Origin of the sequence: Methylobacterium sp. GXF4, from assembly GCF_000272495.1 — a bacterium.
GTDB lineage: Bacteria > Pseudomonadota > Alphaproteobacteria > Rhizobiales > Beijerinckiaceae > Methylobacterium > Methylobacterium brachiatum.
This window is the reverse complement of sequence record NZ_AKFK01000011.1, coordinates 18,502-27,569: the sequence shown is the minus strand read 5'-3', so window position 1 is coordinate 27,569 and position 9,068 is coordinate 18,502. Positions and strand designations below refer to the sequence as shown.

Sequence of the window (9,068 nt, the reverse complement as noted above, 5' to 3'; positions counted from 1 at the left end):
CCACATGGCTGTTGTGGGTCGAAAGCAGCAACCTCATGGTCAAGCTGCGTAAACTCAGACCCTAATCCGTCTCGCCGCGGAGCGGCCGGGCCAGCAGGCCGGCGATCACGTCCTCGACGCCGGCCTGGCCGGCCACGATCGCGGCCACGGCCTGGGCCACCGGCATCTCGATGCCCCGGGCTGCCGCCAAGCCGGCGAGGGCTGCGGCCGTGAAGGCGCCTTCGGCGAGCTTGCCGCCGGCGGCCGCCTCCGGGGTCGCCCCGGCGCCGAGGCGCTGGCCGAAGGCGAAGTTGCGCGATTGCGGCGAGGAGGCGGTGAGCACGAGATCGCCGAGGCCCGACAGGCCCATCAGGGTCTCGGGCCGGCCCCCGAAGGCGCGGGCGAAGCGCATCAGCTCGGCGAAGGCGCGGGCGATCAGCGCCGCCCGGGCGCTCTCGCCCAGCCCCCGGCCGGCCACGATCCCGCAGGCGATGGCCAGCACGTTCTTGCCGGCGCCGCCGATCTCGACGCCGCGCACGTCATCGGTGTGGTAGAGCCGGAAGCTCGGCCCCGAGAGCAGCGTGCTCAAGGCGGCGGCGAGCCCGGGATCGGCGGCCGCCAGGGTCACGGCGGTGGGCAGGCCGCGGGCGACGTCGGCCGCGAAGCTCGGGCCGGACAGGACCGCCACCGGCGTTCCCGGGGGCAGGACCTGCGCGGCCACCGCGCTCAGGAAGCTGTCGGTGCCGCGCTCGATCCCCTTGGCGCAGAGGATCACCGGCCCGGCCGAGGCCAGGGGATCGCGCAAGGCCTCCAGCACGCCGCGCACGGTCTGGGCCGGCACGACCAGCAGGGTCGCCCGGGCGCCGGCGAGCTGTTCGGGGAGCGCCGTCGCGGCGATCCGGGCATGAAGCGGCACCCCCGGCAGGTAGCGCGGGTTCTCCCGCTCGGCCTCGAGCCGGGCGGCGGCCTCCGGGTCGCGCAGCCAGAGGGAGACCGGGTGCCCGGCGGCCGCGGCGGCGTTGGCCAGCGCCGTCCCCCAGGCGCCGCCGCCGACGACGTTGATCGGTGCGCTCATGCCGAAACCCCCGCTTGGTCGAGCCGATAGAGCACGTGGCTGCGCAGCGGCCCCTCGGGCACCCCCGGATGCGCGAACGTTTCCGCCCGCACCATGCCGAGGCGCTCCATCACCGCCTGCGAGCGGCGATTGCCGGACGCGGCATAGGCCACGACCGTCCGGATGCCGCAGCGCCCGGCGAGGTCGGCCAGCGTCAGCCGCGCGGCCCGGGTGGCCAGCCCGTGGCCCCAGGCATCCCGGGCGAGGCGCCAGCCCAGCTCGATCGTCGCGCCGATCCGCTCGCCCCCCGGGAACGGCATGGACCGCATGATCCGGAAGGCGCCGACGAAGCCGACGAACCGCCCGTCCCATTCCAGAGCCCAGGGGCCGAACCCGTCCGCGACGAAGCGCCGGTCATAGCTGCCCGCCTCGGCGGCGCTCTCCGCCTCCGTCCGCAGCCGCGCGAAGAATTCCATCACCACCGGGTCGGCGTTGAGCGCCGCGAAGGGGGCCGTGTCCGCCGGGCGCCAGCGGCGCAGGAGCAGGTCGCCGTCGTGGAGATGGACCGGCACCGGGGCGGTGGCGATCTTTCCGCGCCAAATCTTGCCGCGCCAAATCTTGCCGCGCCAGGCCAGGGAGCGGTGGTTCAGCAGGGCGAGGTCGGCGCGGCCGTCGAGCACCGCCTCGCCGAGCTCGATGGCGCGCTCCAGGCCGTCGGCCGGCATGTTGGCATGGGCGGGCGCGGCCACGCTGTCGCGCCAGGGGCCGCCGCAGGCATTGTCGAGGAGGATGCGGGCGAAGCAATGGTCGAGATGGACCGGCCAGCCGGGCCGGGCGGCCTCGGGCAGGCGGCGCGCGACGAGATCCCGCCAATGCGCGCGCCGATCCGCGGCCGCGCTCATCCGGCCGGGACCGCGTCCCGGGCCGGGTCGGCGGCGAGCGGCCAGCGGGGGCGGGCCGGGGCGGTCAGGTCGTCCACGAGCCCGAGGCGCAGCCGCTCCAGCCCGGCCCAGGCGATCATGGCGCCGTTGTCGCCGCAGAGCGGCAGGGGCGGGGCGACGAAGCCGAGGCCGGCCTCGCCGGCCAGCGCCGCGAGCGCCCGCCGGATCGCGCCGTTGGCCGAGACGCCGCCCGCCGCCACCAGGGCGGTGGGCCGGTCGGCGACCCCCGAGAAGGCGCGCAGGGCCACCCGGGCGCGGTCCACCACCACGTCGACCACGGCGGCCTGGAAGCTGGCGCACAGGTCGGCGACGTCGCGCTCGGCCAGCGGCGCGATCCGCTCGGCCTCGATCCGCAGGGCGGTCTTGAGGCCCGACAGGGAGAAATCGGCCTCGCGCCGGCCCAGCATCGGCCGGGGCAGGGCGAAGCGCTCGGGATCACCGGATTCGGCCATGCGCTCGACCTCTGGGCCGCCGGGATAGCCGAGGCCCAGCAGCTTGGCCGCCTTGTCGAAGGCCTCGCCGATCGCGTCGTCCACCGTCGAGCCGAGGCGCACGTAATCGCCGACCCCGCGCACGGCGACGAGCTGGGTATGGCCGCCCGAAGCCAGCAGCAGGAGGTACGGAAAGGGCAGGTTGTCGGTGAGCCGCGCGGTGAGCGCGTGGGCCTCCAGATGGTTGACCGCGAGCAGCGGCTTGCGGGTCACCAGCGCCAGGGTCTTGGCGGTGACGAGGCCGACCAGCACGCCGCCGATCAGCCCGGGCCCGGCCGCCACCGCGATCCCGTCGAGGTCGGAGAAGCCGATCCCGGCCCGGTCGAGGGCGCGGGCGATCAGCCGGTCGAGCACCTCGACATGGGCGCGGGCGGCGATCTCGGGCACGACGCCGCCATAGGCGGCATGCTCGGCGATCTGGCTCAGGACCTCGTTGGCGCGGATCTGCCCGGCGCCGTCCTCATCGACGGACACCACGGCAGCGGCGGTCTCGTCGCAGGTGGTCTCGATGCCGAGCACGGTCTTCACGGGCCACTCCCTCGATCAACGGACCTGCAGGCCCCCGCCCGGAAGCCTGCCGGGCGGGCGTAATCCGGGCGCCGGGCGGGCGCAATGACCGCCCGGGCACCGAACGGCCGCTCAGTCGACCGCGATCATCACGTCGGAGGCCTTCACCACCGCGTAGGCCGGGCCGCCGGCCACGAGCTTGAGCGAATCGACCGCCTCGTTGGTGATCGAGGCGGTGATCACCTGGCCGGGGCTGATCTCGATCTTCACGTGGGCGGTGGTCGAGCCCTTGTCGACCGACACCACCGTGCCCTTGATGACGTTGCGCGCGCTGATCTTCATGCTGTGCCGCAAAGCTCCCTGGAAAGCCCCCCTGGCCGCACCGGGCGGCGTCCGGGGCGTCTCCTACAACATGGCGCGGGTCGGCGCGACCACCCCGGGGCGGCGCCGCCGGGCCGAGGCCAGCCCGGGGCAAGCCCGCGCCGAGCGGCGTCAGCCCCGCAGGGCGGCGGCCTGTGTCTCGAAGCTCGCTAGGTCGAAATAGTCCCGCCATTCCGTGATCGCGCCGCCGACGACGCGCAGGCTGCCCATGGTCGGCAGCGCGATCCGGCCGCCCTGCGCGTCGGTGAACAGATCGAATCGCTCGGTCAGCACGGTATCGCCGTCCTGGGCCAGGCGCAGGAGCCGCCACTCGACCCGGATGCGGCTGCCGATCCCGAAATCCTTATGGAAGCGCCGGGCGTTCTCCCGCCCCCGGATCTCCGGCAGCGGGATGTTGTGGTAGAGGACATCCTCGGCCAGGAGATCGATCGCCGCGTCGAACCGGTCGGCGTTGATCCGGTCGAAGAAGCGCCGCACCAGGGCGGCTTCGGGCATGTCCGTGGGCATCGGCGGTCTCGTGTCCTGGGTCCGGGATCGGGGGCGCGGCGGCGGGGCCGGGCGGCCTAGCCCCGGATGAAGGCGAGGATGTCGGGGTTCAGCGTCTCGGCCGCGACGGTCAGCATGCCGTGGCTGAAGCCCGGATAGGTCTTCAGGGTCCCGTTCGGCAGCAGCTTGATCGCCGCGCGGGCGGCGGCGTCGATCGGCACGATCTGGTCGTCCTCGCCGTGCAGGACCAGCGTCGGCACGGTGATCGCCCGGAGGTCCGTGGTCTGGTCGGTCTCCGAGAAGGCCTTGATGCCGTCGTAATGCGCCTTGGCGCTGCCCATCATGGCCTGGCGCCACCAGTTCAGGATCACGCCCTGGTGGATCGTCGCGCCGGCGCGGTTGAAGCCGTAGAACGGGCCGGTCGGCACATCGAGGAAGAACTGCGCCCGGTTGGCGGCGAGCCCCTGGCGGAACCCGTCGAACACCGCGACCGGCAGGCCGCCCGGATTGTCGGCGGTCTGGAGCATGAGCGGCGTCACAGCGCTGACCAGCACGAGCTTGGCGACCCGGCCCTCCGGCTGGCCATACCGGGCGACGTAGCGCGCCGCCTCGCCGCCGCCGGTGGAATGGCCGATATGGATGGCCGCGCGCAGGTCGAGATGCCGGACGACGGCGGCCGCGTCGGCGGCGTAATCGTCCATCGTGTGACCCTCGGAGACCTGGGCCGACCGGCCGTGACCTCGCCGGTCATGCGCGACCACGCGGAAGCCGTGTGCCGCGAAGAACAGCATCTGCGCGTCCCAATCGTCGGCGGAGAGCGGCCAGCCGTGGTGGAAGACGATCGGCTGCGCGTCCCGCGGGCCCCAGTCCTTGAAGAAGATCTCGACGCCATCGGGGGTGGATACGAAGGGCATGCGGGTACTCCTTGCCGCTTTCCGGATCGACGCGGGCCGATGACCAGTAGAGCGCCGATCGTTTCAGGACGATGATGGTGCGGGCACCGAGGGCGGGGGATCCACAATCGATGCCGGGATGCCGGGATCAGGCGGATTGGCCGCCATCGACGTTCAGCGTGGCGCCGGTCACGTAACCGGCATCGGGACCGGCCAGGAACGCCACCGCGGCCGCGATGTCCTCCAGCTGGCCGTAGCGGCCGAGCGCGGCGAGCCCCTTCAGCGTCTCGGCGAAGGGTCCGTCCTCCGGGTTCATCTCGGTGTTGATCGCCCCCGGCTGCACGAGGTTGACCGTGATGTTGCGGGGACCGAGATCCCGCGCCCAGCCCCGCGTATAGGCCGCCACGGCGGCCTTGGTGGCGATGTAATCGGCCGCCCCCGCGAACGGGACGTGGTCGGCGCCCGTGGTGCCGATCGAGACGATCCGGCCGCCCGCCGTCATCAGGGGCGCGGCGGCCCGGACCGCGGCGGCGACGCCCGTCACGTTGATGGCGAGCTGCCGGTCGAAGGCGGCGCGGTCGGCGGTCGGGTCGTCGACCAGGCCGGTGACGAAGACGCCGGCCGAGTTGACCAGGATGTCGAGCCGCCCGAACGCGGCGTGAACCTGCCGGACCAGGCCGGCGACCGCGGCGATGTCGCCCTGGTCGGCCTGGATGGCGAGCGCCCGGCGCCCGAGCGCCGCGAGCTCCCCGGCGATCCCGTCGGCCCGCCCCCGCGAGGCGGCGTAGCTGAAGGCCACGTCGGCGCCGTCCCGGGCCAGGCGGCGCACGATGGCGGCGCCGATGCCGCGCGATCCGCCGGTGACCAGGGCCACCTTGCCCGCGAGGGGTTGAGAATCCTGGCCCACGGCGTCACTCCTGCTGCTCCGGTGACGCCGGTATGGCCGATGCATTCCCCCGTGGTGTAGCCGGAATGCACTTGGTACACCTTCAACCAACGATTGAAGGCGCCATCGTGGAAACCCTCGCCAACCTGGAATCCTTCATCCGCAGCGCCGAGCACGGCAGCTTCTCGGAGGCCGCCCGGCGCCTGTCGCTGACGCCGGCCGCGGTCAGCCGGAACGTCGCCATGCTGGAGCGGAATCTGGGCGTGCGGCTGTTCCACCGCTCGACGCGAAAGCTCAGCCTGACGGAAGCGGGCGAGACCTTCCGCCTCGCGATCGCCGACAACCTGGAGAGTCTCCAGGCGGCGATCGCCGGGCTCGCCACCCTGGGCGGCGAGCCGGCCGGGACCCTGAAGGTCAGCATGGCGCCGACCTTCGGCACGATGCATCTCCTGCCGCTGCTGCCCGGCTTCCTCGCCCGCCATCCGCGGATCCGCCCGGAATGGCACTTCGAGAACCGGCGGGTCGATCTCGTCACCGAGGGCTACGACGCCGCGATCGGGGCCGGGTTCGACCTGTCCCCCGGCCTCATCGCCCATACCCTGGCCCCGGCCCACGTCATCGCGGTCGCCGCGCCCGCCTACATGGCCGGTCGCGCGCTGCCCGCCGACCCGACCGGGCTTCAGGCGCTGCAGGGCATCGTCATGCGCTCGCTCCGGACCGGCCGCCTCCAGCGCTGGACCATGCGCAACGCCGCGGGCGCGGAGAGGCCGGCGCCGCTGCCGGCCTCGATCATCGTCAACGACCCGGACGCCATGCAGCAGGCCGCCCTGCTCGGGCTCGGCGTCGCCATGGTCGCGGTGCCCGACGTCGTGGAGACGCTCAAGAGCGGCCGCCTGCTCCGGCTCGCGCCGGACTGGTACGCCGATGCGGGGGCGATCTCGCTCTACTACGCCAGCCGGACGCTGCTGCCGGCCAAGACCCGGGCCTTCGTGGACTGGATCACCGATTCCTTCCGGGAGCAGCGCCTGGCCGAGCGTTTCTCGGGGCTTTCGGCGTCTTGAGCCGGCCCTGAAAGGTCAGGCCGCCCGGGCCTTGGCGACGAGGTCGTCCAGGATGCCGAGGATCGCGGCCGGCGTATCGATCGCCGCCATGTCCGCCCCGATCGCCCGCGCCCGCGCGCCGTAGGACGGCTCGCACAGGATCCGCTCGACCGCCGCGCGCAGATCTTCGGCCCCGGGCCGCTGCGCGGGGATCTCGAGCCCCACGCCCGACCAGGCCACCCGCGCGCCGACCTCGGCCTTGTCCTCGGTGCGCCCCGCCGCCACGATCGGCACCCCGGCCCGCAGGGCGAGCTGGACCGTCCCGTAGCCGCCGTTGGTGACCAGCACGTCGACCTTCGGCAGCAGCGCCGCGAAATCGAGGAACTCGGCGAGCCGGGCGTTCTTCGGGATCGGTCCGCGCACGTTCTCGATCGGCCGGCGGCCGGTGGTGACCAGCACCAGCAGGTCGTCGCGCCCGGCCAAAGCCGCGAGGGTCGGCTCGACGAGCTCACCGAGATCGACGTTGGCGACGGTGCCCTGGGTCACGAGCACGACCTTCTTCGATCCGTCGAGCTCGCCCCACCAATCCGGCCGCGCGGCATCCCGCTGCGGCGGGGGCGGGGGCAGGGCGCCCACGAACCGGACATGGCCGGCCAGCGACCCGAAATCGTACTCGAAGGCCGGGACGGTGGTCTGCAGGAACGCGTCGGCCATGAGATGGCGCGAGTGCAGCACCGAGCAGGGCAGCGGCGGCAACCCCATCCCGGCGAGCTTGGCATCCGCGTAGGCGCGGACCGGCGCACCGAACACGGCCTCGGCGCCGGCCGCCATGGCCGCGTAGGTCTCCCGCGTGGCCGCGTCGCGCGCCGGCGGCAGCCCGATCATGCTCGGGGCGCCGTCCGGCCTGTCCGCCACCATGATCGTGATGCTGCAGGCGACGATCGGCGGCCGGGGCCTCGCGCGATCCAGGAACAGGGGCGTCGTGCCGAAGAACAGATCGTCGACCACGACGATGTCGGGGCGGTCCGTCACGATGATCCGGCGCAGCGTCTCGGCCTGCGCCGGCATCGGATCGAGGAAGAGGCGCTCGAAATTGTAGCGCAGCTGCTCCGGCCCCGGGGGCAGGCTGGCGCGCTCGGGCAGCACGTCCTCGATCCGGGTGAGGTCGAGATCCGCGCCGGGATCGAACGGCAGGAAGCGGGCGCCCGAGGCCTCGACGGCGGGCCGGAGATACGTGGCCGTGGCGACCGCCGCCTCGTCGCCGCGCGCCAGGACCATGCGCGCGATGGCGAGCAGCGGGTTCAAATGGCCGGCGACCGGTGTGGCGGCGAACAGGATCTTCATGCGGTACCCGCTGCTGTGACGGAGCGGGCGATGACGAGGCCGCGCGCCGCGCCGGCCTGCGCGCGGCGCCGGGCGACCGGTCCCGTTCCTGTCCGGGTGTCTGCGCCGCGCAGGCTACGGCAGCGTTTCGCCCGCCCGAGATCCGGTTACAGGCGTAACGCCGGGCTAATCCGGGTCCCCCTCGGGATCGGCCTCGGCCTCCGCCTCCGGGATGGGGGCGGCGCCCCAGGCGATCAGGGCCGCGTTGAGGTCGTCGAGGACGAAGTGCCGGGCGCTGTCGCGGTCGTAGCCCTCGCCCAGGAGTTCGTCGTAATCGGTGAAGACGTGGCGGGCATAGGTCACCAGGGCCAGGCGGGCGGCCGTCTCGGGGGCGGCGCCGCGCAGGCCCGGGCTCGCCAGCGCCCGGTCGAGGGTGGCGTCGGCCTCGAAGGCGGGCAGGCGCGGGGCGATGCGGGCGAGCGCCTCGGCCACGGCCTCGCGGCGGTTCCGGGGCGGGGGCAGGGGGGCGCTCACCGGGCGGCCTCCGGCCCGGGCACCATGATTTCGCCGCCGCGGGCGGCTACAGCGCGCGCCGTCCCAGCGGATGTCGCTTCGGCACGCGCCAGCGCATCACGACAAAGGCTTAGCGCCGCATCCAATTGCAACGCGCTCTGATGCGGCACTAATGTCATCGGCAGTTGAGGCGGGGCAGGCAGACAACCCGCCGTCGGGGAGATCAGGTCCATGGCAACGATCCGTCACGCGGTGATCCTGGGCGTCCTGCTCGGGGCGCCGCCGGCCCTGGCCCAGAGCCCGGCCAATCCGGACGGCGCCCGGGTCGGCCGCCGGATCACCGCGACGGGCCAGACCAAGCCGCCGAGCCCGGCCGTCACGGGCACGTCCCGGCCGGTCAACGAGGTCGCGATGATCAAGGCGCAGAAGGCCGCGGAAGCCCGCTCCAAGGCGTGGGACAGCAAGATGCGCCACACGATGGGGACGATCTGCAACGGCTGCTGAGCCCGCATACGACAAGGGGCCGCCCCTGCGGGCAGCCCCTTTCTTGTTCGTCGACGTTCCGAAACACACC

Annotated in this window: 12 protein-coding genes; 2 read left to right on the top strand and 10 right to left on the bottom strand. The window is 73.5% G+C overall.

From position 1 onward, the window contains the following. Positions 1-61: 61 nt before the first annotated feature. The 7 genes from WYO_RS02165 to WYO_RS02135 form a co-directional block, all read right to left on the bottom strand. Positions 62-1,054: an NAD(P)H-dependent glycerol-3-phosphate dehydrogenase gene (locus WYO_RS02165; RefSeq protein WP_007558478.1), complete on the bottom strand. Its 993-nt coding sequence runs from the start codon at positions 1,052-1,054 to the stop codon at positions 62-64. Further along, positions 1,051-1,935, bottom strand: a complete 885-nt coding sequence (locus tag WYO_RS02160) for a GNAT family N-acetyltransferase (RefSeq protein WP_007558476.1) — start codon at positions 1,933-1,935, stop codon at positions 1,051-1,053. The genes WYO_RS02165 and WYO_RS02160 overlap by 4 nt, the downstream gene beginning before the upstream one ends. Beyond that, complete coding sequence (gene tsaD, locus WYO_RS02155) at positions 1,932-2,993, bottom strand: tRNA (adenosine(37)-N6)-threonylcarbamoyltransferase complex transferase subunit TsaD (RefSeq protein ID WP_007558475.1); 1,062 nt, start codon at positions 2,991-2,993, stop codon at positions 1,932-1,934. Before tsaD ends, WYO_RS02160 begins: the two co-directional genes overlap by 4 nt. 111 nt (positions 2,994-3,104) lie before the next feature. Beyond that, positions 3,105-3,314, bottom strand: a complete 210-nt coding sequence (locus WYO_RS02150; RefSeq protein WP_007558473.1) for a TOBE domain-containing protein — start codon at positions 3,312-3,314, stop codon at positions 3,105-3,107. Positions 3,315-3,464: 150 nt separating this feature from the next. Continuing rightward, a complete protein-coding gene (locus WYO_RS02145) occupies positions 3,465-3,860 on the bottom strand; it encodes a limonene-1,2-epoxide hydrolase family protein (protein ID WP_007558471.1) in 396 nt (131 codons plus the stop codon). 56 nt (positions 3,861-3,916) lie between these two features. Continuing rightward, positions 3,917-4,753 (bottom strand): alpha/beta hydrolase, encoded by an 837-nt coding sequence (locus tag WYO_RS02140; RefSeq protein ID WP_007558470.1) that lies wholly within the window; start codon positions 4,751-4,753, stop codon positions 3,917-3,919. A gap of 127 nt (positions 4,754-4,880) precedes the next feature. After that, the gene (locus WYO_RS02135; RefSeq protein ID WP_007558467.1) at positions 4,881-5,639 is read right to left on the bottom strand and encodes an SDR family oxidoreductase; all 759 of its coding nucleotides are present in this window, start codon (positions 5,637-5,639) and stop codon (positions 4,881-4,883) included. Positions 5,640-5,746: 107 nt separating this feature from the next. On the opposite strand from WYO_RS02135, the gene WYO_RS02130 reads away from it, so the two are divergent. After that, the gene (locus WYO_RS02130) at positions 5,747-6,679 is read left to right on the top strand and encodes a LysR family transcriptional regulator (protein ID WP_007558466.1); all 933 of its coding nucleotides are present in this window, start codon (positions 5,747-5,749) and stop codon (positions 6,677-6,679) included. 15 nt (positions 6,680-6,694) lie between these two features. Here the strand turns inward: WYO_RS02130 and WYO_RS02125 are convergent, their stop codons facing one another. From WYO_RS02125 to WYO_RS30615, 3 genes are all read right to left on the bottom strand, one after another. Continuing rightward, entirely contained in the window at positions 6,695-8,002 is a 1,308-nt protein-coding gene (locus tag WYO_RS02125; protein WP_007558464.1) for a nucleotide disphospho-sugar-binding domain-containing protein, read from the bottom strand. A gap of 165 nt (positions 8,003-8,167) precedes the next feature. Continuing rightward, on the bottom strand, positions 8,168-8,515 hold the full coding sequence (locus tag WYO_RS02120; protein ID WP_007558462.1) for a DUF2293 domain-containing protein: 348 nt from the start codon (positions 8,513-8,515) through the stop codon (positions 8,168-8,170). Then, the gene (locus WYO_RS30615; RefSeq protein WP_128754916.1) at positions 8,512-8,727 is read right to left on the bottom strand and encodes a hypothetical protein; all 216 of its coding nucleotides are present in this window, start codon (positions 8,725-8,727) and stop codon (positions 8,512-8,514) included. Before WYO_RS30615 ends, WYO_RS02120 begins: the two co-directional genes overlap by 4 nt. Here WYO_RS30615 and WYO_RS02115 point away from each other — a divergent pair. After that, positions 8,726-8,998, top strand: coding sequence for a hypothetical protein (locus WYO_RS02115; RefSeq protein WP_007558461.1), 273 nt, complete (start codon positions 8,726-8,728; stop codon positions 8,996-8,998). The two genes, WYO_RS30615 and WYO_RS02115, sit on opposite strands and share 2 nt — an antisense overlap. Positions 8,999-9,068: the final 70 nt, after the last annotated feature.

Bases quoted from the DNA above. Each gene is read 5' to 3' on its own strand.
- WYO_RS02145 (WP_007558471.1), bottom strand. From the start codon at position 3,860: ATGCCCACGGACATGCCCGAAGCCGCCCTGGTGCGGCGCTTCTTCGAC.
- WYO_RS30615 (WP_128754916.1), bottom strand. From the start codon at position 8,727: ATGGACCTGATCTCCCCGACGGCGGGTTGTCTGCCTGCCCCGCCTCAA.
- WYO_RS02125 (WP_007558464.1), bottom strand. From the start codon at position 8,002: ATGAAGATCCTGTTCGCCGCCACACCGGTCGCCGGCCATTTGAACCCG.
- WYO_RS02140 (WP_007558470.1), bottom strand. From the start codon at position 4,753: ATGCCCTTCGTATCCACCCCCGATGGCGTCGAGATCTTCTTCAAGGAC.
- WYO_RS02150 (WP_007558473.1), bottom strand. From the start codon at position 3,314: ATGAAGATCAGCGCGCGCAACGTCATCAAGGGCACGGTGGTGTCGGTC.
- WYO_RS02115 (WP_007558461.1), top strand. From the start codon at position 8,726: ATGGCAACGATCCGTCACGCGGTGATCCTGGGCGTCCTGCTCGGGGCG.
- WYO_RS02160 (WP_007558476.1), bottom strand. From the start codon at position 1,935: ATGAGCGCGGCCGCGGATCGGCGCGCGCATTGGCGGGATCTCGTCGCG.
- WYO_RS02165 (WP_007558478.1), bottom strand. From the start codon at position 1,054: ATGAGCGCACCGATCAACGTCGTCGGCGGCGGCGCCTGGGGGACGGCG.